The sequence below is a fragment of the Mesocryomonas lacus genome (genome assembly GCF_055730105.2).
In genome coordinates this window covers 900,262-921,347 of the sequence record NZ_JBUZWF020000003.1, presented here as the reverse complement: position 1 = coordinate 921,347, position 21,086 = coordinate 900,262, and the positions used below count along the sequence as shown (strand labels likewise).

The following is a 21,086-nucleotide window of genomic DNA, read 5'->3' as shown; positions in this document are numbered from 1 at the left end:
AGGACATTATCGTGGACGATTCAAGCTCTGACGCCTGCGTAAACGGGCCCAATACGCGGCTCATTCACAGCGATGACCCGCAAAACCGGCACGGTTTCGTGAATCCGGCGGTTTACCATGCCTCGACCGTGCTCTTCACCGACACGCAGGCGATGCGTAGCCGGAAGTCCAAATACATCTACGGCCTGCGGGGCACGCCGACGACCGACGCGCTGGAAGCGGCACTGGACGATCTGGAAGGCTCGGCCGGCACCATCCTTCTGCCCTCAGGTCTTGCCGCCGTCACCCTTCCGCTGCTCGCCTTCCTGTCCAGCGGCGACCATGTGCTCATCATCGACTCCGTCTATTCGCCGACCCGGCTCTTCGCCGACACCGTGCTGCGGCGGATGGGCATCGCCGTCGAGTATTTTCATCCGTCCCGCGCCGGCGAGCTCGCCAGCCTGATGCGGCCGGAGACCAAGGTGGTGTTCCTGGAGGCGCCGGGCTCCAACACCTTCGAGATGATCGACGTCGCCGCCACCTGCGCCATCGCCCATACCGGCGGCGCGGTGACGATGATCGACAATACCTGGGCGACGCCGCTCCTCTTCCGGCCGCTGGACCACGGCGTCGACCTGTCGATCCACGCGCTGACGAAGTATCCCGGCGGGCATTCGGACGTGATGATGGGCAGCGTCTCGGCCAATGCGGCGACGTTCGACCGGCTGCGCGACACGCAGATGGCGATCGGCGTCAACGCCGCCCCGGACGACACCTATCTCGTCCTGCGCGGCCTGAAGACGATGGGGCTGCGCCTCGAGCGCCACGAGGAGAGCGCGCTGCGGCTCGCGGAATGGCTGGAGACCCGGCCCGAGGTGGCGCGCGTGCTGCACCCGGCGCTGCCGTCCTTTCCCGGGCACGATATCTGGAAGCGGCAGTTCACCGGGGCGAGCGGGCTGTTCTCGATCGTCCTTAACGGCGGCGGCTTTCGCGAGGCCGCGGCTTTCCTCGATACCCTCAAGCTGTTCGGCCTCGGCTATTCCTGGGGCGGCTTCGAGAGCCTTGCCGTGCTCGTCGACCTCTCCGACCGCGTCCACGCCAAGGCGCCGGCGGAGGGGCCGGTCATCCGGCTGCAGATCGGGCTCGAGGATACCGCGGACCTCCAGGCCGACCTCGAGCGTGGCTTTGCGGCCCTCGCAAGCCTGCCGCCTGCAGACGTCGCCCCGTAAAGGCTCCGGATCGCCGCCGCCGCGGCAATGACCGCGTGCCAGCGGCGGCGATTTGCGCTATCGGGCGACAGCGCCAACTGCGGCGGCCGCCTCCTCCGTGGCATCGGCAGCGCCGGCAGCGGACGGATGGCCTAAGTCGCCGGCCAAGGTAATGCGCCCTCTCACGGAGAACTGGCATGAGCGACGTCAAGGACATGAACGGCAACATCCTCGCCGACGGCGACCAGGTGACCGTTGTCAAGGACCTGAAGGTGAAGGGCACGTCGGTGACGCTGAAGCGCGGCACGCTGATTAAGAACATCCGCCTTACCGGCGATCCCGCCGAAATCGAGTGCAATGCCGAGAAGGTCAAGGGCCTGGTGCTGCGGACCGAGTTTCTAAAGAAGGCGTAAAGTGCCGATCGATAGGGACGCCCGCCGTCGGCACCGCGTCCCTCCCCGTTTCCAACGCAAAAAGCCCGGCATCGCTGCCGGGCTTTTTGTATGCATCTGGCCTCGCCGATGCGGCGATCCCTCCAGCATTGGCGGGGTGACGCCACCCCGCCAGCGGCGCCTTAGAACGTGCGCTTGAACTGGATGAGGCCCTGCGTCTCGTCGAAGTCGTCGATGCCGGCCGGCAGGTCGACGTCGCGGTAGTTCACCTCGCCCAGAACCTGGAAGTTCTTGGTGATGTCGTAGGAGAGGTTCGCGCCGACGCCGTAATAGTCGGCGCCGTCGAGATCGACGAAGGCGACGCGGGGATAGGTCACGTCGAGGTCGAAGGTCTGGCCGTAGACGCCGTTCAGCGCGGCCGTCACCTTACCGAACTTCTGCGAATAGGCGGCGCCGATCTGGAACTGGCTCGGAATGTCGCGCAGCCCGGACGTGTTGCCGCCGATCTCGGCGCGGAACACGTCGTCGACCACGGCATATTCCGTCGGGTCGAAGGCGTAGTGACCCTCGATCTTCAGGATCGACTTCTCAGCGAAGAGGTTTTCCAGCTGGATGCCGGCCTTCAGCGCGAAGGCGCTGTCGCTGCCGTCATAGTCGTTGGCGGTGATGTTGCCGAAAGCCACGCCGTCGAGCGCGGTGTAGCCGAGGCGGCGACCGTCGAAGCCGGTATAGCGACCGCTCGCCGATTCCTCGTCGTAGACGCCGATCAGGTAGATGCCGCCGAAGCTGCCCTTGTAGGCGAGCTTGCCGAGGACGTCGGGGACGAAGTCGCCGGTGCCGTCGTCTTCAGCCGAGAGCGTCGCGGAGAAGCCGTTGCTGGCGAAGGTGTAGGAGATGCGGTTCTGCTGGGAATCGCCCGCGGCCCAGTCGGCCTCTTCGAGCAGCAGGCCGTCGCTGAAGCCGCCATCGTTAGAGGTCCAGACGGTGTCGAGGTAGCCGATGGTCAGGCCGCCGAGCTGGATGTAGGCCTCGTCCATGCCGTAGTTGGCGTCACCGGTGTTGAAGCCGGCACCGGTATTGGTCGCCTGGACGCGCATTTTGGCGCGCAAGGTGCCGAGTTCGGTCTCCTCGCGGGCGTCGAAGTCGAGGCGGGCACGGACGCGGGTGCCGAAGCGGGTGTCGTCGGCATCGTCGAGATCGCTGTTGTTCTCCTGGTCGTTGCCCTGCAGGCGCATGCGGACGTAGCCGCCGACCTTCAGGCAGGTCTCGGTGCCCGGGATGTAGAAGAAGCCGGCGCCGTAGACGTCGCAGACGCGGACATATTCGGCCGGCTCCGGCTCGACCATCACCACCGCATCGGCAGCGCGCGCCCCGGACACCGCGATCAGAACCGCCGCAGAGCCCAGAAGAACAGCTTTAATGTTCATGATATTTCTCCAGCTAACGAAATAATGACGCGGGTTACTGGAGAACCATCGGCTCTACTTCCCGCGTTCTTGCCAAGGATCGATTATTCGCTCCTTCCGCCTCGGTATCTCCGGCAACATTCACAAACAAGTGAAATATGATGAAAGACAGAATTAAGACGCAATGAGAATTAAGTGCCGCCAATATACATCAGAAAACCCAATTCATTCAGTCGCTGCCAATCACTGCGACCTCCTTGCATGACAGTTTCAAGACAATTTGGACGACGGCTCACGATCTCCACGACAAAAGGCCCGCCATCGACGATGGCGGGCCTTTCTGAAGAATACAGCGCGACTGGAGGGAGACGATGTATTGAGCGATCTCTGGCAAATCTCTGCGACGGCCGCATGACAGAGCGCGACAGTATAGCCGCACTCCCCTTCGCGCCGCCCGAGGCTTCCGCCGCACCTGGCGCCCACCGCCGGGGCGGCCGGCATGACGAGCCTTAAGCTCCGCCGAACCCGCCGCGAGACATGCCACGCGAAACCGTTACCGCGTCGCTCCCGCAACTCCACCGCCCGCGCCAAAAGCCGCCGGCGCCGCCACCGGCACGCTTGGACAAACTGTCCAGTACCGGCCGCCCGCGCCTGTGGCACACTGCCAGGACGGGAGGGACCGGACCGGCCGAGGCCGCCGCCCCTCCCCTGGTCGAGGAAAGAGCATGGCGCGCAACCCCGGAACCCTTCTTGCCGCCGGCGGCGTCGGCGTGCTGATGCTGGTGCTTCTCGGCTTCCTCGGCGCGGTCTTCCTGCAGCAGCCCGACCGCAGCGCCTTCCGCAACAGCTTCTCCTTGATCGACGACCGCGGCGCGGCGGTCGACGAGTCTCTCTTCACCGGCCATCCCTCGCTGGTCTTCTTCGGCTATACCAGCTGCCCGGAAGCCTGCCCGACCACGATGATGGAAGTCACCGACTGGCTGAACGTGCTCGGGCCGGCCGGCGATGACATCAAGGTCTACTTCTTCTCGATCGACCCCGAGCGCGACACCGCCGAAGTGCTGCACGACTATGTCGAGGCCTTCTCCGACCGGATCGAGGGCATTACCGGCCGCCCCGAGGAAATGCGCAAGGCGATCGAGAAATGGGGCATCTCCGCCGAGCGCGTGCCGCTCGAAGGCGGCGGCTACCAGATGAACCACACGGTCTCGCTGATGATGGTCGGCAAGGACGGCCGCCTGAAAGGCATGATCCCCTATGGCGCCCCCCGCGAGGCCGCCCTCGACAAGATCCGCACGGCGCTGCTGACCCCGTCCTGAGGCGCGCCCTGCAGAGAGACAGGCGGGGCTGGCCTGCTGCGCTCTCTATAGAAGAGACGCGCCCCCGGCTGCACACGGCACAAGCCCCCGCTCGCCAAGGCCAAAACCCCGGCCGCCCGGACGGCACGTCCACCCGAGCCTCGGCGCCCCTGCCCGGCGACCGCAACACCTTCCGGCCCCCATCAGTCCACGCCTCTCCCCGCCCGCACTGGCCACGCCACGTGACCGAGAGCGCGCTGTAGCAGACCGGGACAGACAATGCGGACGGCCAGCAGGCGACCGGCTCGGCCGTCCCGCGCGACCAGCCTCGCCGTCAGTCTGACGCGCAAAAGTCCGCCGTCGGCCGCATCGCCCTATAGAGCCCGTCACCCAACCCAGCAGCGGCAACACATTGAAAGCGCCACGCACTGCCGCGCCATTTAGAAGTTCACCTAAAGGTTCCTTTTCCTTGATTTATACAGCAAAACTGATCAATATATCGATGTATACATTCCCATACGCTTTATATCTATTGCTTACAAAATCACTTACTTGAGACGCCTTTGAAGTGTGAATAGCCAGTTTTTATTCATGGTTTTAGCGGAAGTCGCACAATAGATTTCAATAGCGAACTTACTTTTACGCCTATCCTAAGCTTCATCTTCGGAAAACTTTTTGGCTGTGAGGCTCTGATCATGGCTGGCCAAATCGCCGTGCCGCCAGCACGCCGAATCACAAAGTGCTCATTCTGCAGGTGCTTAGCGTCGGCGCTGGACCCCGCCAGCCGCGGCATCGCGAAAAAGTTTGCCGATCGCCGCGCGCGCCGCCGGCCTGCCGATCGCAGCGCCAGGACGCCAAAAGCCATAGGTTGCAAGGCTTACGCTTCGTAAGGCAGACAATATGGACGAGGTCGGCTGTGATCAAACGGCATCAGCTTGACCTAGAGGAATAATTTGCCTGTTCCTCTTATTGCTTAGCTAACAAGTGCCGTGCATACCTTCCCATGCGTCACCATTGGACCCCAATGGGTTGCAGAGATCTGAGACGGGCGGTGCGCGGCGTGCACGCCGGCACCCGTCCTTAAAAAACGACTCGAGGAGAGACGACACATGGCTAGCACCACCTATTCGGGCGCTGAGAGCGTAACGACGGCCTATGCCGCCGATGACGTATACACGCTGAACATTTCGCCTGCTTCGATCACCAACATCACCCAGCAGGGCGCCGACGTCGTCATCGCGACCGGTTCGACTTTCTTCACGATCACGGGCGTCACCCTTAGCGCCCTCGCAACCACGAACTTCGTCCTTCAGGGCGGCGGTTCGGTCACTTTCGGTGACGGCCTTGCTGCGGCTACTGCTGACGCAGGTACCAACACCGTTACTGGCAGTGCTTTCGGTGACGTGCTGATGGGTCTCGGCGGTGCCGATACCATCGTCGGTAACGGCGGCGACAACCTCGTGTTCGGCGGCAGCGCTCTGACGGATACGATCGACGGTGGCGACTCGATCACGACTTCCAACGGCAATGACACGATCTACGGCAATGCCGGCGACGACACGATCACCTCCGGCGTTGGTGCGGACCTCGTCTATGGTGGCATTGGCGAAGACGAAATTACAGTTGCCTCGACCGCCGGTCAGGTTGCTACCGTTTTTGGCGGCGGCTCGCTGAACGACACGGTTGACGGCGCAGACACCATTTCTGCCGGCACCACGACGGCAGCGGTTGCTGGCGGCGTGCTCGCCTACGGCAACGCCGGTGGCGACACCATCAACATCTATGCCAACGCCTCCAGCACCGTTTACGGCGGCCTTGGCGACGACACGATCACTCTCGGTGCCACTGCAGCACCTGCGAACGGTGACAACCTGGTCGTCGGCGGCTCTAACGACGCGGACAGCATCACCATTGTCGGCAACGGCAACAACACCGTCTACGGCGGCACCGGCGTCACCTCGACCGTCGATGGCGACGATGACATCACCATCACCGGCACTGGCGACAACCTTGTCTACGGCAATGCTGGCATCGACACTGTCATTATTAACGGTTCTGGCTCGAACAGCGTCTACGGCGGCCTCGGCGACGACATCATTACGCTTGGTGTCGCCGCAACTCCATCGGGCGGCGACAATCTGGTTGTTGGCGGCGTCGATGACATCGACACCATTTCGATCACGGGCAATGGCAACAACACGATCTACGGCGGTTCGGCTTTTGCCGCGACGAACGATCTGGCAGACACCCTCACCGTAACTGGTAATGGCAACAACCTGATCTTCGGCAACGGCGGTGACGACACGATCTCCGTGTTCGGCTCGGGTGACAACAGCATCTACGGCGGCGTGGGCAACGACTCGATCACGGTCAACACCGTCGTCGGCGATGCGCTCGGTGACAACCTGATCCAGGGCGGCTCGGGCAACAACGACATCGTTGTATCGGGAACCGGTGGCAACACCACGATCTACGGCGGCAATGGCGAGACCGACATCACGGACCTCGTGACCAACGTCACCCTCGACGTCTCCGGCGGCGTTCACTCGATCTACTCGAACGCCGGCAACGATGTCGTCAATGCTTCGATCGATGGCGGCGCTTCGCTGACCGTCTTCGGTGGCGAGGACAACGACACGATCAACCTCACCGGAGCGGATACCGTTTCGACGGCGATCCTTTACGGCAATTCTGGCAACGACACGGTCAACGCTGCGAACTTCGATGGCGATGTCACGATCTATGGCGGCAACGGTGAGACCGACGCTATGGACGGCGCTGATGCGCTCGTCGGTGGTACCGGCAACGATGTCATCTATGGCAACGGCGGCGACGACACGATCGTTGGTGGCGATGGCGACGACACCATCTACGGTGGCGTTGGCAACGACTTGATCGCAGGCAGTGCCGGAGTTGACGTTCTCAATGGCGGGACGGGCAACGACACTTTCGTGATTGGCGACACCGACTCGGGGAACACGGTTGCGACGGCCGACACAATCTCGGACTTCGTTTCGGGTACCGACAAGGTTGGTCTTGGCTTCGTCGGCTCTGAGGCCGCGGGTGCCGCCAACTACGGTGAAAACACTGTTGCTGTTACGGACTTTGCAGCGGCTGTCACCGCTGCGAACACTCAGCTCGCGACGCTTGTTGCAGGCAACGGCGGTGCTGAGTCCGCGTCCTTCCAGTTCACCGCAACGGATGGCTACCTGTTCAACGACACGGACGGTAACGGCACATTCGATCAGGTTGTCGTCTTGACTGGCGTCAACTCTGCCGCCGGTTTCGCGGCTGGCGACATCGTCTAAACTTTCGCAACAAGTCGAAAAGGGCGGCCTTTGAGGCCGCCCTTTTTTTTGCTTTTGGTAACGACCACCCATCAAAACAGCGCGCTACTGTGACGGCCACGCGCATTTCATCAAGGCCTGCACATAACCCCCTCACCCGCATACAAATCCACGACTGGTTTCTGCAGCGTGGCCTGATCACCGATTCCGACCCGCTTATCACCGGACAGCTGCAGTTCGAGCCGATCATCCGGCTGTTCCCGAATGCCAGGCTCCTCGACTGCCACCTCGGCGCCTACAGCTACGTCTCCCCCCAGTCGACGCTTAACCTTGTCCATGTCGGGCGCTATGGCTCGATCGGGGCGCAGTGCGAGATCGGCCCGACGCAGCATCCGGCCGACTGGCTGACGACGAGCCCCCTCGCCTACAAGGACGTCTTCAACGTCGGCGCCGCCTTCCCGCCCTCGGAGCGGCACGACGAGCTCTCGCCCGTCACCATCTGCAACGACGTCTGGATCGGCTCACGTGTCGCGGTGATGGGCGGCGTGACCATTGGCGACGGGGCGATCGTCGGCTATGGCAGCGTCGTGACGAAGGACGTCGCGCCCTAAAGCATCGTCGGCGGGGTTCCGGCCAAGGTGATCCGCGGGCGGTTCGACGCACCGACCATCGCCGCCCTGCAGCGCGCGCTTTGGTGGCGCTACGACCTCGCGCGGATGCGGGGCGCGCCGATCGACTGGCGAAGGCCCGCCATCGCCCTCCGCCAGATCGCCGCGAAGGCCGCGGCCGGCGAGATCGACGTCCTCCCCGACACGCTTCACCGCACCACCCGCCAGAACGGCCACCAGTTCGCCTTCGACCGGATCAGCCCGCCCCCGGCCCCCGCCGAGCCCCGCCGCGCGGTCTGACCGCCGCGCCGTGCGCCGCTGGAGCAAGGCGGGACGTCTGGACGCCTCGGCCGAAAACGGCAAGGCGGCAGCTGTTGGCGATGGGGAAATGCGAGCCCGCGGCATGGCGCACCCAAGGGCGTCCCCGTGCAGACGGGCAGAGGGCGTCAGGCGGTGTACGTGGAAGCGGGCTTGCCAGCGGAAGGCGCCGGCGCGTCGCCAGGCGCGGTCGCCGGCATAGAGGGGGATGATGAAGTGGTGACCCCGGCTGGATTCGAACCAGCGACCATCGGCTTAGAAGGCCGGTGCTCTATCCTCTGAGCTACGGGGCCGAGGCGTGTGACGCTTGGATCGCCCCCCGGTCAGCGGACCGCGCGCAAGGCGCGGACGGACAGGGCTCGGCGATCAAGGCGTCCTCAATGCGTCCAGGGCTGCTGGCGGTTCCAGTTAAAGTTCTCGGCGTAGGAGATCTTCCGCCGCTTGGCTTCCTCGGGCTCTTCCACGCGGTAGGGAATGGCGTTGCGCTCGGCATAGTCGACCGCCATCTCGCGCGTCTCGAAGGACAGCTTGATCTGGGCGTTCATGTCGCTCGAGGAGGTGTAGCCCATCAGCGGCTCGACGCGCTTGGCGATTTCCGGCTCGTACACCAGGACCCAGTCCCTCGTCAGCGCCTTGCCGGACTGCATGGCGGTACGGGTGGGGCGATAGATGCGCGCAACCATGATTTCGGCTCCGTCGCGCCGCCGGAACGCGGCGTCCTGTGAGATGGTCGGAGCGGCAGGATTCGAACCTGCGACCCTCTGGTCCCAAACCAGATGCGCTACCAGGCTGCGCTACGCTCCGTTGACCGCAAGCCCTAGAGAGATTGGACTGGCCGCGCAAGCGCGAAGTTGGTTCGGGGGGACGATTGCCGGCCTGCAGGCTCGAAATTCGCCCGCAGCATACAAAACGTCATGGCCGCTGACGAAAAGACGACCATTGCATCGAAGTTTAACGATCAAGGCAATCGAAGGGTGAAGGCTGGCTGCGATGGTGCGCGGGGAACAGCAGGAGCACCGTGATGCCGCAGATCTGGATGACCTATGCCGAAGCCGGCGAGTTGCTCGGCCTCTCGCCGATGGCGATGCGCGACCATTGCGGGGTCGCTGGCTTGAGCCGGCGCCGCAGCCGCGACGGCCAGACGCGCCTGAAACTTTCCCCAGAGGCGATCGCGCTCTTCATCCAGCGCGAGGTCCGGCGCCATCTCGAGGCCAGTCTGCCAAGCCTTGGCGTGCACGAGCTGCATCAGCTGGCGTCGCTGCCGCTGGTGCCGCAACGGCGCGCCGCCTGAACGGCAGCCTTCCTGAAGAGCACTGGCGTCATACCCCTGCGGGATCGCGTGCCTTGCCGAGCCGCCGCGGGGCCAGGAGGAACCAGCGTGATTGCGTGGTCTCCGACCAGATCTCGATCACGTCGCGCCGGAATAGGTCGGCGCAACTGAGGCTCCGATCCGTGAAGATCGGGTGCCGGAGGCCGGCATCGGTCAAACCGACAAAGCGCAGCCCCGCCTCCATTCCTTGCGCCACCGTCCGCCGGGCCGACAGGAGATGCGCCGACTCGGCCGCTTGCGCGCCCGTGGCGATGAGGCTGGACAGCAGTGCCAGGCGGAACATCAGCATGCGCAACTCCTTTGCCGCGCGAAGGTGACCAGGCGGGCTGTCGCAAGCCTGGAGTGTCGGTGGATGCTGGGCCGAATGCAAGCGACAAGCAGCGTCGGACGGGGCATTCCGGGCACCCACGTTGCGTAGCCGGAAACGCAGGTCCAGACTATTCGCGTCGCTCGCCAATGCCGAAGGCGACGAGGGAGCAGAACTCTGGGCTATCCTGCCGAAAGGGGACATCGTCACTGTCCCCGCGCGCAATGACAGCCGTGTGATCTGCCGTCGGCTGCGCAACCAACGCGCGCCGTTCCGCTTATCCCGTTCGCATGGGCCGGGAGACGGAAATGAGAGACATCGCGGCAGGCGCCTTCCAAGGTGCCGCAATCGATGTGACGGCGGCTGTAGAAGACGCCGGGAAGAAACGGGCAGATCTCGGTCGGGTCGGGTCGCCGGTTGGTGACGCTGTTGCGAGCGCCGCGCTTGACGGGATGACGGGCCAAGGTCAACCCGAAAAAATTATGTTTTTGTCGGTCTTTGAAGCGCCGCCCGCTTCGCCTACCTCCGCGCTGCAGATGAGGCGGAGACATCGGATGGGCCGAGGGGTAGACCAGGAACTGAGCGCGTTGATCCACGAGGTGATCGATGCGGCGCTGCTCGACCCGTCATCGCCGGAATACGCGGTTGCGCTACTGGTGGCAGAGCGGGGGCAGTCGTGCCTGGATGCAGCGCAGCGCGGCATCTGGGAAAGCCGCGTCCTGCCGATCCTCAGCAAGCCGATACACGAGCAGATCGCCATCGCCGCGATTCTGCGGCGCGGCGGCTATGTCCCACGCAAGATCGAGTTCTAACTCCAGCACGCGACGATGACGCTTCCGTATTGTAATTGCTGCCAGCATCCGCTGGCGTCATTGCTCTCGGACCAACCTCAGGACCTAGGGGCTTTCGAAATGACGGGATGCTCCAAACGGTCGCCGGCCTTCAAGCCGTAACGGGCTGCGGCGCCGCCATTGAGCTCCAGCACGTACCGGGCAGGCTCACGCGACGAGATAATGTCGAGCGAGAGAGGCTGGGCGTTGGCGGCGACGTGCGTAACGCGGCCGGCTTCGTCCATGAACACCATGTCGAGTGGGATATAGGTGTTCTTCATCCACATGGTGACGAGCCGCGTCTCCTTGAAATCGAACAGCATGCCCTGGTCGGCCGGCATGCTGTCTCGATTCATAAGCCCGATCTCGCGCTCCTTCTCGGTTGACGCCAGTTCGACGACGATCTCATGCGGTCCGCTGGCTGTCTGCAGCCGTCCAGTCGAGGACGCTCCGGAGGACAGGAGGGTAAAGAAGACGAGCGCCACGAGCGCGAGCGCACAGACCGCCAGCACCAGCCAGCGGGGCGACAAACGCCGGCCCGGAACAACGGTCCGCATCAGTGCGACGCCGGCAGGTCAGGGCCACCGCTCGGATGCACTTCGGCGGCCATCAAACCCTTGGAGCCCTCTCCGAAACGGACGAGGACTGCCTGGCCCGGACGAAGTTCCGTCATGCCGAATATCCTGAGCGTTTCCATGTGCACGAAGATATCGGCCGTCCCCTCGCCCCGCGACAGAAATCCGTAGCCCTTGCTGCGGTTGAACCACTTAACGATCGCCGGCTCGAGATCACTCGTCGCCTCCACGGGATTGAGGGTGCGCTGGGGCTGCTGCGAGGGATGGACTGCCGTCGACGCATCGAGCGACAGGATACGCAACACCTGCAGACCCCGCTGGCCGCGATGGACCTCGCACACGATGCGGGCCCCTTCGAGCGCCGTGGCAAATCCCCCGCGACGTAGGCAGCTGACATGGAGAAGGATGTCGTCCCCTTCTTCATCAGGGACGACAAAGCCAAAGCCTTTGGAGGCATCGAACCATTTGATATGACCGGAAGCGACGTCCAGTTCCGCCGGTCCATCGGACAGGTGCGTTTCGTCCAGCAATCGGCCAAGGGTGTTTTCCGGCATGCGGGGGGTCCGCCTCTCACGCCCGACGAATCATCGACGTCACCGACGATAGCACTAACGGGACCACTTGAATAAAGCCGAAACTCGGGCCTCCGTGATAAATTTCAAGACCTGTGTGCCGGCTATCTTTCCGACAGAGTGACCATTGGCAGTCGGGGCGGAGGCGGGCGTAGAGCCCGCCTCCCGTCGGCAAGGAGCTTAGCCCTTGATCGTCTCGAGCGCCTTTTGGCAGGCCGCCTCATCTCCCGCATCGGCCGCCTTCTGTGCCGCGTCGAGCGCCTTTCCGGTGGTTGCCGCCGTGGCCGCACCTGCCTGCTGCGCCGAAGAGTCCTGTGCGGACGTCGCCACTTGCGGATCGGTGCCGCCGGCCTCGGGGGCCAAGGGCGCCGTAGTGCCATCCTGCACAACCTTGCCCGGCGTCGCGCTCTGGCCCGGCGTTGTGGTGGTCCCGCCGCCGGCAGGCGCCGCCATGGCCGCGCCCTCGGTAGTCTTGGCGGCTGCGCCCGCTGGTTCGAGAGGGGCCGTGGTGCCGTCCTGGACGATCGGCCCCGTCTTCGGCGCCGTGGCCGCGCCGGCCGGTGCCTCAAAATTGGTGGTTTTGCCGTCGGCGGCACTGGTCGAGCCGGTGGCGCTGAGGTCGTTGGCGCGCAAGGCGGCGATATCGGCGGCGCAATCGGCCGAGGCTACCCCGGCGAAAGCGAAGGAAAGCGCGACTGAAGAGAGCAGAATAGAAACGCGTGTCATCCCAAGGATCCTTTTTTGATCCGGTGCCCATTACGTCAACTCGGCTATTTCGAGGCAGGTTCCCGTCCATCTCAGCGCAAGGAACGAATGCCAGCATGCGCGGTGACAACACCGCGTTTGCGGTTGGCCTTTCCCCGTGCCGCACTAGAACATCGTGCTCGCACACAAGGAGAGTTTCATGCGCTATCTGCACACCATGGTCCGCGTCAGCGACATCGAAAAGTCGCTCGACTTCTACTGCAACAAGATGGGGATGGTGGAAGTCCGCCGGACCGAGAGCGAGGCCGGCCGCTTCACGCTGATCTTCCTCGCGGCCTCCGAGGATGAGGCTTCTGGCCGCGCGGAGCAGGCCCCGCTGCTCGAGTTGACCTACAACTGGGATCCAGAAGCCTATGGAGAGGGTCGCAACTTCGGGCATCTCGCCTACGAGGTCGACGATATCTACGCGACCTGCCAATCGCTGATGGATGCCGGCATCACCATCAACCGCCCGCCGCGCGACGGCAACATGGCGTTCGTCCGCTCGCCCGATAACGTGTCGATCGAACTGTTGCAGAAGGGCCCTGCCAAGCCGAAGGCAGAGCCTTGGGCGTCGATGCAGAATACCGGCAAGTGGTAAGCTCAACGGCCATTCTCGCGCCGTAATCTAGCCATAGTGCAAAAATTGGATTAACGAACATCTCCCAGTCGCAAAATAACACGGCGACGCAAGGTGGGGACCTTGGGGAGTGTTCGTTCGTCACTTCAAGCCGTTCTTCTGTTCGGGGGACGGTTTCAATCATGAGGGGTCCGTCGGCACTGTGCCGATCCTCCCCTGAGAGGGTGGATCCGGTTTGACAAATACGCTCCTGGAATCCTGGGCTACACGGCTTCGTCGCCACAGCATTCTGGTGGCCGTGATAGCCACCGCACCGCTTCTGACCGCCTGCGTCTCGGCCGTCGACGATCCAGCTTTCGGATTTACCAGCGGCGCCGCGACCAACACTGCACCCGTCGCCTCGGCCGATGCTAAGCCCGCAGCGGAAGGCCAGGAGGTCAGCCAGACTGCCAGTGCGACCCCCTCGGCAGGCCCTGCAGAAACTGGCGAGCCTGCCGCCGACAAGACCGCCCGCGTCACGGCCGAGCCAGCGACAGAAACCGCTTCCACGACGCCAACGACGCGAGAGCCCTTCCCGCTTGCCTCCGGGCGCACTGCCATTGCCGCCTATGCCGGCGCGACGGTCGGCCAGTCCAGCGAGACGGCCATTACCGCTGCCGAGGCCCCCAAGCAGGCCGACAGCTCGCTTTTCGCTACCCTCTTCGCGAAGTCGGAAGCCAAGACCCCCATTCGCAATGCCGATGTCGGCAAAAGCCGCCGCGTGATCCTGAAGCCCGAGGGCGCGCCGCAGCCGGCCGACGGCGGACCGACACAAATGGCTTCCCTCCCCGGCGTGAAGAGCCGCGCCTCGCTGTTCGAGATCGGACAGCGCGCCTCGGCGGACTATGATGCGGAGATCCTCGAAGAGGCCAATGGCGACGAAGGCACCTACCAGGTCGCCTCGCTGTCGGGCATGGCCCGCATGGCGCCGAACGGCCTTCTGGTGCAGCGTCCGGATGTCCAGACCAGCTGCTTCGAACCCAAGCTCGTCTCGATGATCCGCGCCGTCGAGGCGCGCTATCATACCAAGGCTGTCGTCACCTCCGGCTACCGCAGCCCGAGCTATAATAAGCGCGTCAACGGTGCTCAGAAGTCGATGCACATGGCCTGCAAGGCGGCGGACATCCAGGTTCCCGGCGCCAACAATCTCGAAGTCGCCGCCTTCCTGCGCAGCCTGCCCGGTCGCGGCGGCGTTGGCACCTACTGCCATACCACGGCGATCCACGTCGATATCGGTCGCGAGCGCGACTGGAACTGGGCCTGCCGCCGCCGCCGGGCCTGATCCGCTACGGGCCAGCACAGCCAGGACGCCACGCGATTCGGACGGCAAACCTTGCCGCGCCAACAAATTTCGACCGAGGCAATCTTCGCAACAGACTGATACCGCTGCCTTATTTACTGCTGTGTCAGTTTCCTGACAGATCAGCACAGGAAGCCCTTGCGGACCCCCCCGAAGTTTTCTATACACCGCCTCGCGCTGCGCCCATCGTCTATCGGTTAGGACGCCACCCTTTCACGGTGGAGAGAGGGGTTCGACTCCCCTTGGGCGTACCATTGACCTGCCTTCGCGGTCATGGACAGGTTCCCAGACCGCAGCCATTCGCTTACGAACTACTTTGATCTTTTACGTTTTGCTGCGCCGTCTCCATGCCGGGAGACGCTCGCACGTTGGGTCGCATCCTGTTTGCCGACCTTGCCGTGGTTTTCCCCAGAATGCCGCAGCCGTTGCCCCCGCTGCCGTCCAGCGGAATGATTAAATCTTAATTCTAATCCCCGACGATCAGCCATCGTCGACAGGATTGGGATGACAGCCTTGGCGCGCAAGAAGACCACCAAAAAACCGGGGCGGCGGCGGACAGCCGCCAAATCCGGTGGCTCTCTCGGAAAGCTCGGCTGGGCCGCAGCGGCCGTTGTCGCCGTCGGTTGGGTCGCCTCCGACGGACGGGCAATGGGGTATATCGACAAGCTCATGCCCGCCGCGACTACCTATGTCGCCGGCATCAAGCGGGAAGCCACCGAGGCCTGGGCACCCAAAGCATCCACCCGCGCTTCTCCGGCCCGGGACACCGAACATCGCCAGATCACGCAACGTGATCCCGACACCCGTTCCACACGCGATGCGCAGCCACCCAGGCGGCCAGCGATGCGGGACGACTCTCCGCAATCCCCCGCCCCGCGGTCACCCCGCCCACCCGCCGCCGTGCCCACCCGTGTGGCGGCGATTTCGCCATCGCCCGCGCCGCGTCTGTCACCCCTGCGAATGCCGCGCGAGGGCGACGGAGAAGAGCCCCGTCGGCCGATGCGAGTCCTACCGCCGACTGAGACGCCCTCTGCCGCCGGTCCGGCGGCGCCGGTCGCCATGGCGCCCTCGGCGGCGCCAGCGGGAGGCTTGCGCCATGCGACGCGGCTCCTGATCATCCGTGACGCGCCCGACGACAGCGGCAAGCATGTCGGCTCGGTCGTCGCAGGCATGCAGGTTGAGGTCTTGAGAGCCGCGGGCCAGTGGCGCTATGTCAGGGCCGACGATGGCGAGGGATGGGTCGACGGGACCTTCCTGGCCGGCGAGTCAGCCGCGCTGACGACACCGACGCTACAGACCATGGCGGCCGTCGTGCCGCGCGCCGTCTCTGTTCCCGTAACGCTCACAGTGCCGGTCCCGCCCCTCGCGATCCGCAACCGCTGACACGCCAAAGGCCGGGCTGGGCCCGGCCTTTGTAACCATCGATACGGCGCTCTTGAGCGGCGCGCAGCGCGAAATCGGTTTCCGTATTACCCCTCAATGGCAACGATCTCGGCCTCGCCGGGGCCTGCCGTCACGACATCGCCGACATGCTTGCCGGCGAGGCTCTTCGCCAGCGGGGCGACGTAAGAGAGCAGTCCCTTGGTCGGGTCCGCCTCATCCTGGCCGACAATTCGATATTCCTGACGCCGGCCATCATCGCGCTCGATCGTCACGCGGCTGCCGAAATGGACCTCGTCCGCATCCGCCGGCGTCTCGATCACTTCGGCCGAGGCGCGGCGGGCGTTCCAGTAGCGCAGATCCCGGTTGACCGTCGCGATCAGATTCTTGTCGTCGATCTTCTGTGCTTCAGCCAAGGCCGCGCGCAGCGCCTCGAGCTCCTTATCGATCAGTCCAAGGCCACGCTGCGTGACGAAGTTCGGGTCGGTGCCGAGCTCCCGGTCCGGCAAGCTTTCCACCGACTGGAGTTCATTGGGTTCCCGGACGAATGCCACGCTCATGTCTTTTCCTTCGGCTGGATGCCTGAATCCTAGATGGGGCCTGTCCCCGATAAATCCAACTGCCCGCCGCTCAGTCGAAAGCCTCCGCCACGTCGACGATGCGAAAACCCACGGTTTCCCGGCCACGGTAGCGGTCGAGCGTCACGGTGCCCGCGACATGAACGGGACGGTCGCGTCGCTCGAGCAGCCGCCGGCCGATCTCGGTCTCCTCGGCCCGAAAGGCGATCGCCGAAATGCCGGCACCATCGGCCGATTTCAGCGTCGCGCGGACATGCCCGTTGCCGACGATGCCGGAGGATTCGATCCGGTGCCGCGCCAGCGCCAGGATCGGCTGGGCATGCCCGGAGCCATAGGGCCCGGCGCTTTCCAGCCGCTCGAACAGTTCACGCGTCAGCCCCATGGCGCTGACGGCGCCATCGAGCTTCAGCGCGTCGACCTTGCGGAGATCGCCGACCGTCGCGGCCGCCTTCTCCTCGACATAGCCGCGGAAGTCGCCGAGCCGGTCGCGCTCGATGGTGATGCCGGCCGCCATGGCGTGGCCGCCGCCCTTCACGATGATGCCGGCCTCCAGCGCCCCGCGCACCAGCCGGCCGAGGTCGAAGCCGGGAATCGAGCGGCCGGAGCCGGTGCCCTTTCCGTCGGCGTTGAAGGCGATGGCAAAGGCCGGGCGGCGGTAGCGCTCCTTGAGCCGGGCGGCGATGAGGCCGACGATGCCCGGATGCCAGCTCGGCCGCGCGGTCACCAGCACCGGCGGTCCGTCACCTCCGCCGATCTCGGCAGCAATCTCGGTCTCGGCCTCGAGCAGCATCGCACGCTCCATTGCCTGCCGCTCCTCGTTGAGGATGTGCAGCTGGTCGGCCAGCGCCCGGGCGTCGTTCTCGTCGTCGACCGTCAGCAGCCGAGCGCCAAGATGGGCCTCGCCGATCCGCCCACCGGCGTTGATCCGCGGTCCGAGGATGAAGCCGAGATGATAGGCGTCGATCGGCCCGGAAATGCGGGCCACCTGCGCCAGCATGCGCAGGCCGGTATTGCGCTGCTGGCGCATCACGGCAAGGCCCTTGACCACCAGTGCCCGGTTGAAGCCGACGAGCGGGACGACGTCGCAGACCGTCGCCAGAGCCGCCAGATCCAGCATGGCGAGGACGTCCGGCAGGTCGCTCTGCCGGCGGCCACGCCGCCGCAGCTCGCGCGACACCGCCACCAGCGTCAGGAAGACGACGCCGACGGCCGCCAGATGCCCTTGCCCCGAGAGATCGTCCTGCCGATTCGGGTTGACGATAGCGACGGCGCTGGGAAGGCTCGCGCCGGTCTGGTGGTGGTCGAGCACCAAGACGTCGCAGCGCGCCCTGGCGGCGACGTCGAATGCGTCGTGGCTGGTGGTGCCGCAGTCGACGGTGACGATGAGTCTTGCCCCGCCGTCGATCAGTTCCTGGATCGCTTGGCCGTTGGGGCCATAGCCCTCGGTGATGCGGTCGGGAATGCGGATTTCCGGCGAGAGGCCGAAATGCGCGAGATAGCGCCACATCAGCGCCGACGAGCAGGCGCCGTCGACATCGTAGTCGCCGAAGATCGCCACCTGTTCGCTGCGGTCGATCGCATCGGCGATGCGGCTGGCGGCCGCGTCCATGTCGGTCAGCGTCGAAGGATCCGGCATCAGGTCACGCAGCGTCGGCGCGAGGAAGCCGGGCGCCAGTTCCGCCGCGACGCCGCGCGACGCCAGCACCCGTGCGACGATGTCCGGCAGCCCGTGATCCTGCGACATCCGGAGCGCCACCGCCTCGGCGCGATTATCCAGCGCGTGCAGCCAGCGACGGCCGCTCAGCGAGGCCTCGACGGCAAGGAAGGTACGTCCGGTCATGCCTGTTCAACTGCTTTCAGCCGATGCCGCGCCACTTTGCGACGCGCCGCTCGGATCGCAGGCGCGGCGCCTTTGTGCGTCAGAGCCCGAGCTTGGCGCGGTTATAGTGCCGGGCGCGGACCTCGCGCACCGTGCGCGACATCGAGCGCATCACCAGCGTGTGGGTCTCGACCCGGTCCTGGTAGAAGCGCACGCCGTCCAGCAGATTGCCGTCAGTGACGCCGGTCGCCGAGAAGATCACGTCGCCCGACGCCATGTCGCCGAGGGTGTAGATGCGATAGGGGTCGCTGATCCCCATCTGCTCGGCCCGCGCCCGCTTCTCGTTGGTGTTGAGGTGCAGCCGGCCCTGGATCTGACCGCCGATGCAGAGGAGCGCTGCGGCCGCCAGCACGCCTTCCGGCGCGCCGCCGACGCCCATGTAGATGTCGATGCCGGTCTCGTCGGGATCGGTCGTGTGGATGACGCCCGCGACATCGCCGTCGCCGATCAGCCGGATCGCCGCACCGGCCGCGCGGATCTCCTCGATCAGCTGGGCATGCCGGGGCCGGTCGAGGATGCAGGCGGTAATCTCGCCGACCGGCACGCCCTTGGCCTTCGCCAGAGCCGCCAGGTTCACCGCCGCCGGCAGGCCGAGTTGCACCGTGCCCTCGGGATAGCCGGGGCCGATGGCGATCTTTTCCATGTAAACGTCGGGGGCATTCAAGAGGCTGCCGCGCGCCGCCACCGCGATGACTGAGAGCGAGTTCGGCAGGTTCTTGGCGCAAACCGTGGTGCCCTCGAGCGGATCGAGGGCGATGTCGACCTTCGGCCCCCTCCGTGTGCCGACCTCCTCGCCGATGAACAGCATCGGCGCCTCGTCCCGCTCGCCCTCGCCGATGACGATGCGACCGTCGATGTCGAGGCAGTTCAGCTCCGAGCGCATGGCGTCGACGGCGGCTTGGTCGGCAGCCTTCTCGTCGCCGCGCCCCCGAAGAGTTGCCGCGGCGACGGCTGCCCGCTCGGTCACCCGAGCGATCTCGATCGACAGGACGCGGTCCAGCGGTTCCGCCACGGTGGTCGTCTCGTTCATCGCCCTGTCTCCGTCGTCCGGAAGGTCATATGCACTGCGACCGTGAAAGCGCAATGTCGCGTTCGACAGCTGTGCATTGGTCGATGCCGCCAGCGGTCTGGGCCGCCGGTGGCCTGGCGACCCGCGGCGGCCGTTAGGCTCAGTCCAGCGTCTCGATCCGGATCATCCTTGGCTCGCCCGCCAGATGTCCGTCGCGCGAGACCGCGTCGAGCGCCTTACGGACCGCCGCCTCCGTCGTCTCGTGGGTGATCAGCACCACCGGCGCGGTATCGCCCTCGTCCTCGCCGGCACGGCGGCGCTGGACGATGGAGTCCAGCGAGATCGCGTTCTCGGCCATGCGCCGGGCGATCGAGGCGAAGGCGCCGACGCGGTCGAGCACGGTGAGGCGGATGTAGTAGCCGCCCTCGTGCGCCCGCATCCGCGCGCGCTTATAGGGCTGCAGTTCGGAAGGCGCGAGCCCGAGCGTCGGGATCGAGACGCCGGTGGCGAGGTCCAGGATGTCGGAGAGCACGGCGGACGCCGTCGCCTTGCCGCCGGCGCCGGGCCCGGCGAGAAGGATCGAGCCGAGGAGGTCGGTATCGACCGCGACCGCATTGGTCACGCCGTCGACCTGCGCCAGCGCCGAATGCGCCGGGATCATCGTCGGGTGCACGCGCTGCTCGATGCCGCTCTCGGTGCGCTGGGCGACGGCCAGCAGCTTTATCCGGAAGCCGAGTTCGGCCGCAGCCTCGATATCGTCGTTGGTCACCGACGAAATGCCCTCGATGAACACCGATTCCAGATCGATCTCGCAGCCGAAGGCGAGCGAGGTAAGGATGGTCAGCTTGTGCGCGGCGTCGAAGCCGCCGATGTCGAAGGTCGGGTCGGCTTCCGCGTATCCCAGGCGCTGTGCGTCGGCGAGGCAGTCCTCGAAGGCGATGCCCTCCTTCTCCATGCGCGTCAGCATGTAGTTGCAGGTGCCGTTGAGGATGCCGTAGACGCGGCTCACCGTGTTGCCGCGCAGGGCCTCGCGCAGCGTCTTGATGATCGGGATGCCGCCGGCGACCGCCGCCTCGAACAGGATCGTGGTGTTCTTGCGCTGCGCGAGCTTGGCGAGCGACACGCCGTGATGGGCGAGCAGCGCCTTGTTGGCGGTAACCACCGGCAGGCCGCGGTTCAGCGCCGCCTTGACCGAGTCCAGCGCCGCGCCGTCCGAGCCGCCGACGAGCTCGACGAAGACGTCGATGTCCGCCTTGGCGGCAAGCTCGACCGGATCGTCGAACCAGGCAAAGCCCGACACGTCGATGCCGCGGTCCTTCTGCCGGTCCCGCGCCGAGACGGCCGCGACCTCGATTGTGCGGCCAGTGCGCTTGGTGAAGATGTCGCGCTTGTCGTCGATCAGCCGCGCCAGCGACGCGCCGACGGTGCCAAGACCGGCAAGGCCGAGTCTCATCGGGCGAGCCATAC

At 65.2% G+C, this 21,086-nt stretch carries 21 protein-coding genes and 3 tRNA genes; 12 read left to right on the top strand and 12 right to left on the bottom strand.

Annotated elements, in window-relative coordinates; genetic code table 11:
* The first annotated feature begins 11 nt into the window (after window positions 1-11).
* Both metC and ACZLZQ_RS13995 read left to right on the top strand, forming a co-directional pair.
* Window positions 12-1,208, top strand: coding sequence for a cystathionine beta-lyase (metC, locus tag ACZLZQ_RS14000; RefSeq protein ID WP_472949865.1), 1,197 nt, complete (start codon window positions 12-14; stop codon window positions 1,206-1,208).
* A gap of 176 nt (window positions 1,209-1,384) precedes the next feature.
* A complete protein-coding gene (locus ACZLZQ_RS13995) occupies window positions 1,385-1,600 on the top strand; it encodes an alkylphosphonate utilization protein (protein WP_472935085.1) in 216 nt (71 codons plus the stop codon).
* A 161-nt stretch (window positions 1,601-1,761) separates the two neighbouring features.
* Here ACZLZQ_RS13995 and ACZLZQ_RS13990 read toward each other — a convergent pair whose 3' ends face one another.
* Complete coding sequence (locus ACZLZQ_RS13990; RefSeq protein ID WP_472949864.1) at window positions 1,762-3,006, bottom strand: porin; 1,245 nt, start codon at window positions 3,004-3,006, stop codon at window positions 1,762-1,764.
* 704 nt (window positions 3,007-3,710) lie between these two features.
* On the opposite strand from ACZLZQ_RS13990, the gene ACZLZQ_RS13985 reads away from it, so the two are divergent.
* From ACZLZQ_RS13985 to ACZLZQ_RS13970, 4 genes are all read left to right on the top strand, one after another.
* Window positions 3,711-4,304 (top strand): SCO family protein, encoded by a 594-nt coding sequence (locus ACZLZQ_RS13985; protein ID WP_472949862.1) that lies wholly within the window; start codon window positions 3,711-3,713, stop codon window positions 4,302-4,304.
* Window positions 4,305-5,392: 1,088 nt separating this feature from the next.
* Window positions 5,393-7,591 carry a beta strand repeat-containing protein gene (locus ACZLZQ_RS13980; RefSeq protein WP_472949860.1) on the top strand — a complete coding sequence of 733 codons (2,199 nt, stop codon included), beginning with the start codon at window positions 5,393-5,395 and terminating at the stop codon, window positions 7,589-7,591.
* Between the two features lie 89 nt (window positions 7,592-7,680).
* The gene (locus ACZLZQ_RS13975) at window positions 7,681-8,181 is read left to right on the top strand and encodes a DapH/DapD/GlmU-related protein (RefSeq protein WP_472949859.1); all 501 of its coding nucleotides are present in this window, start codon (window positions 7,681-7,683) and stop codon (window positions 8,179-8,181) included.
* A gap of 27 nt (window positions 8,182-8,208) precedes the next feature.
* Window positions 8,209-8,478, top strand: coding sequence for a hypothetical protein (locus tag ACZLZQ_RS13970; protein ID WP_472949857.1), 270 nt, complete (start codon window positions 8,209-8,211; stop codon window positions 8,476-8,478).
* A gap of 235 nt (window positions 8,479-8,713) precedes the next feature.
* Here ACZLZQ_RS13970 and ACZLZQ_RS13965 read toward each other — a convergent pair.
* The 3 genes from ACZLZQ_RS13965 to ACZLZQ_RS13955 form a co-directional block, all read right to left on the bottom strand.
* A tRNA-Arg gene (locus tag ACZLZQ_RS13965) sits at window positions 8,714-8,789 on the bottom strand.
* A gap of 84 nt (window positions 8,790-8,873) precedes the next feature.
* Window positions 8,874-9,179 carry an ETC complex I subunit gene (locus ACZLZQ_RS13960; RefSeq protein ID WP_472937469.1) on the bottom strand — a complete coding sequence of 102 codons (306 nt, stop codon included), beginning with the start codon at window positions 9,177-9,179 and terminating at the stop codon, window positions 8,874-8,876.
* A gap of 44 nt (window positions 9,180-9,223) precedes the next feature.
* A tRNA-Pro gene (locus ACZLZQ_RS13955) sits at window positions 9,224-9,300 on the bottom strand.
* Window positions 9,301-9,517: 217 nt separating this feature from the next.
* Between ACZLZQ_RS13955 and ACZLZQ_RS13950 the strand changes: the two genes are divergently transcribed.
* A complete protein-coding gene (locus ACZLZQ_RS13950) occupies window positions 9,518-9,787 on the top strand; it encodes a hypothetical protein (RefSeq protein ID WP_472949856.1) in 270 nt (89 codons plus the stop codon).
* 28 nt (window positions 9,788-9,815) lie between these two features.
* Here ACZLZQ_RS13950 and ACZLZQ_RS13945 read toward each other — a convergent pair whose 3' ends face one another.
* Window positions 9,816-10,115, bottom strand: a complete 300-nt coding sequence (locus tag ACZLZQ_RS13945; protein WP_472949855.1) for a hypothetical protein — start codon at window positions 10,113-10,115, stop codon at window positions 9,816-9,818.
* Window positions 10,116-10,441: 326 nt separating this feature from the next.
* Between ACZLZQ_RS13945 and ACZLZQ_RS13940 the strand changes: the two genes are divergently transcribed.
* Window positions 10,442-10,945 carry a hypothetical protein gene (locus ACZLZQ_RS13940; RefSeq protein WP_472949854.1) on the top strand — a complete coding sequence of 168 codons (504 nt, stop codon included), beginning with the start codon at window positions 10,442-10,444 and terminating at the stop codon, window positions 10,943-10,945.
* A gap of 77 nt (window positions 10,946-11,022) precedes the next feature.
* On the opposite strand, the gene ACZLZQ_RS13935 is transcribed toward ACZLZQ_RS13940, so the two are convergent.
* From ACZLZQ_RS13935 to ACZLZQ_RS13925, 3 genes are all read right to left on the bottom strand, one after another.
* Complete coding sequence (locus ACZLZQ_RS13935; protein WP_472949853.1) at window positions 11,023-11,520, bottom strand: DUF192 domain-containing protein; 498 nt, start codon at window positions 11,518-11,520, stop codon at window positions 11,023-11,025.
* Window positions 11,520-12,092, bottom strand: coding sequence for a cold-shock protein (locus tag ACZLZQ_RS13930; protein ID WP_472949852.1), 573 nt, complete (start codon window positions 12,090-12,092; stop codon window positions 11,520-11,522). The genes ACZLZQ_RS13935 and ACZLZQ_RS13930 overlap by 1 nt, the downstream gene beginning before the upstream one ends.
* A 198-nt stretch (window positions 12,093-12,290) precedes the next feature.
* A complete protein-coding gene (locus ACZLZQ_RS13925) occupies window positions 12,291-12,836 on the bottom strand; it encodes a hypothetical protein (protein ID WP_472949851.1) in 546 nt (181 codons plus the stop codon).
* A 178-nt stretch (window positions 12,837-13,014) separates the two neighbouring features.
* On the opposite strand from ACZLZQ_RS13925, the gene ACZLZQ_RS13920 reads away from it, so the two are divergent.
* From ACZLZQ_RS13920 to ACZLZQ_RS13905, 4 genes are all read left to right on the top strand, one after another.
* Window positions 13,015-13,455, top strand: a complete 441-nt coding sequence (locus ACZLZQ_RS13920) for a VOC family protein (RefSeq protein ID WP_472935073.1) — start codon at window positions 13,015-13,017, stop codon at window positions 13,453-13,455.
* A gap of 214 nt (window positions 13,456-13,669) precedes the next feature.
* Complete coding sequence (locus tag ACZLZQ_RS13915) at window positions 13,670-14,755, top strand: YcbK family protein (RefSeq protein WP_472949850.1); 1,086 nt, start codon at window positions 13,670-13,672, stop codon at window positions 14,753-14,755.
* Window positions 14,756-14,952: 197 nt separating this feature from the next.
* A tRNA-Glu gene (locus tag ACZLZQ_RS13910) sits at window positions 14,953-15,027 on the top strand.
* Between the two features lie 745 nt (window positions 15,028-15,772).
* Entirely contained in the window at window positions 15,773-16,156 is a 384-nt protein-coding gene (locus ACZLZQ_RS13905; protein ID WP_472949849.1) for an SH3 domain-containing protein, read from the top strand.
* Between the two features lie 86 nt (window positions 16,157-16,242).
* Here ACZLZQ_RS13905 and greA read toward each other — a convergent pair whose 3' ends face one another.
* From greA to ACZLZQ_RS13885, 4 genes are all read right to left on the bottom strand, one after another.
* Window positions 16,243-16,713: a transcription elongation factor GreA gene (gene greA, locus ACZLZQ_RS13900; protein ID WP_472949848.1), complete on the bottom strand. Its 471-nt coding sequence runs from the start codon at window positions 16,711-16,713 to the stop codon at window positions 16,243-16,245.
* Between the two features lie 70 nt (window positions 16,714-16,783).
* On the bottom strand, window positions 16,784-18,571 hold the full coding sequence (recJ, locus tag ACZLZQ_RS13895; RefSeq protein ID WP_472949847.1) for a single-stranded-DNA-specific exonuclease RecJ: 1,788 nt from the start codon (window positions 18,569-18,571) through the stop codon (window positions 16,784-16,786).
* Between the two features lie 79 nt (window positions 18,572-18,650).
* A complete protein-coding gene (glpX, locus tag ACZLZQ_RS13890; RefSeq protein WP_472935068.1) occupies window positions 18,651-19,640 on the bottom strand; it encodes a class II fructose-bisphosphatase in 990 nt (329 codons plus the stop codon).
* 139 nt (window positions 19,641-19,779) lie between these two features.
* Window positions 19,780-21,084 carry a homoserine dehydrogenase gene (locus ACZLZQ_RS13885; RefSeq protein WP_472949846.1) on the bottom strand — a complete coding sequence of 435 codons (1,305 nt, stop codon included), beginning with the start codon at window positions 21,082-21,084 and terminating at the stop codon, window positions 19,780-19,782.
* Between the last annotated feature and the right edge of the window lie 2 nt (window positions 21,085-21,086).

What these genes read in the sequence shown, in the direction of transcription:
- ACZLZQ_RS13950 (WP_472949856.1), top strand. Translation starts at nt 9,518, where the DNA reads ATGCCGCAGATCTGGATGACCTATGCCGAAGCCGGCGAGTTGCTCGGC.
- ACZLZQ_RS13980 (WP_472949860.1), top strand. Translation starts at nt 5,393, where the DNA reads ATGGCTAGCACCACCTATTCGGGCGCTGAGAGCGTAACGACGGCCTAT.
- ACZLZQ_RS13920 (WP_472935073.1), top strand. Translation starts at nt 13,015, where the DNA reads ATGCGCTATCTGCACACCATGGTCCGCGTCAGCGACATCGAAAAGTCG.
- recJ (WP_472949847.1), bottom strand. Translation starts at nt 18,571, where the DNA reads ATGACCGGACGTACCTTCCTTGCCGTCGAGGCCTCGCTGAGCGGCCGT.
- ACZLZQ_RS13960 (WP_472937469.1), bottom strand. Translation starts at nt 9,179, where the DNA reads ATGGTTGCGCGCATCTATCGCCCCACCCGTACCGCCATGCAGTCCGGC.
- glpX (WP_472935068.1), bottom strand. Translation starts at nt 19,640, where the DNA reads ATGAACGAGACGACCACCGTGGCGGAACCGCTGGACCGCGTCCTGTCG.
- ACZLZQ_RS13930 (WP_472949852.1), bottom strand. Translation starts at nt 12,092, where the DNA reads ATGCCGGAAAACACCCTTGGCCGATTGCTGGACGAAACGCACCTGTCC.
- ACZLZQ_RS13990 (WP_472949864.1), bottom strand. Translation starts at nt 3,006, where the DNA reads ATGAACATTAAAGCTGTTCTTCTGGGCTCTGCGGCGGTTCTGATCGCG.
- ACZLZQ_RS13945 (WP_472949855.1), bottom strand. Translation starts at nt 10,115, where the DNA reads ATGCTGATGTTCCGCCTGGCACTGCTGTCCAGCCTCATCGCCACGGGC.
- greA (WP_472949848.1), bottom strand. Translation starts at nt 16,713, where the DNA reads ATGAGCGTGGCATTCGTCCGGGAACCCAATGAACTCCAGTCGGTGGAA.
- ACZLZQ_RS13925 (WP_472949851.1), bottom strand. Translation starts at nt 12,836, where the DNA reads ATGACACGCGTTTCTATTCTGCTCTCTTCAGTCGCGCTTTCCTTCGCT.
- ACZLZQ_RS13885 (WP_472949846.1), bottom strand. Translation starts at nt 21,084, where the DNA reads ATGGCTCGCCCGATGAGACTCGGCCTTGCCGGTCTTGGCACCGTCGGC.
- ACZLZQ_RS13985 (WP_472949862.1), top strand. Translation starts at nt 3,711, where the DNA reads ATGGCGCGCAACCCCGGAACCCTTCTTGCCGCCGGCGGCGTCGGCGTG.
- ACZLZQ_RS13935 (WP_472949853.1), bottom strand. Translation starts at nt 11,520, where the DNA reads ATGCGGACCGTTGTTCCGGGCCGGCGTTTGTCGCCCCGCTGGCTGGTG.
- ACZLZQ_RS13905 (WP_472949849.1), top strand. Translation starts at nt 15,773, where the DNA reads ATGCGAGTCCTACCGCCGACTGAGACGCCCTCTGCCGCCGGTCCGGCG.
- ACZLZQ_RS13995 (WP_472935085.1), top strand. Translation starts at nt 1,385, where the DNA reads ATGAGCGACGTCAAGGACATGAACGGCAACATCCTCGCCGACGGCGAC.
- ACZLZQ_RS13940 (WP_472949854.1), top strand. Translation starts at nt 10,442, where the DNA reads ATGAGAGACATCGCGGCAGGCGCCTTCCAAGGTGCCGCAATCGATGTG.